Raw genomic sequence first — 349 nt, 5'->3', positions numbered from 1 at the left:
GCCCGAACCGCGACTGAACGGCCCTGGCAAGCGACCCCGTCAAGCAGACGGGGTCGCTTCGGTATGTCGAGCGGCAGATCTTGGCCGATAACCCCGCAGCTTCTTGGCGCGCAACAATGCAAGGAAGAAACCTACGGCCTCACCCTCGTTGTCGAAGGAATGCTGGACGGTGCGGCCGCTAGTTCCGATCCGTCCCCATCGGCGGACAACGCAGGTTTGGCCGAACAGCGTCGCTTCGATCGACCACGCGTAGAACCGGGCCATGTTAAGGTCCGGGTCACGCCGTTCGATGTGGAGCCGATAGTGCAGCGCGTTCATGGCGAACAGAATCGCGCAGTCCAAATCCGGC

The 349-nt window shown here is 62.5% G+C and carries 1 protein-coding gene; it reads right to left on the bottom strand.

Translation table 11 applies throughout. From position 1 onward, the window contains the following. Nucleotides 1–39: 39 nt before the first annotated feature. Nucleotides 40–342: a WGR domain-containing protein gene (locus EN804_RS35390; RefSeq protein WP_348642794.1), complete on the bottom strand. Its 303-nt coding sequence runs from the start codon at nucleotides 340–342 to the stop codon at nucleotides 40–42. Nucleotides 343–349 lie beyond the last annotated feature (7 nt).

Origin of the sequence: Mesorhizobium sp. M8A.F.Ca.ET.161.01.1.1 (genome assembly GCF_004792105.1) — a bacterium.
Lineage (GTDB): Bacteria > Pseudomonadota > Alphaproteobacteria > Rhizobiales > Rhizobiaceae > Mesorhizobium.
The sequence above is the reverse complement of the archived record's forward strand: the minus strand, read 5'-3'. Positions and strand labels throughout refer to the sequence as shown.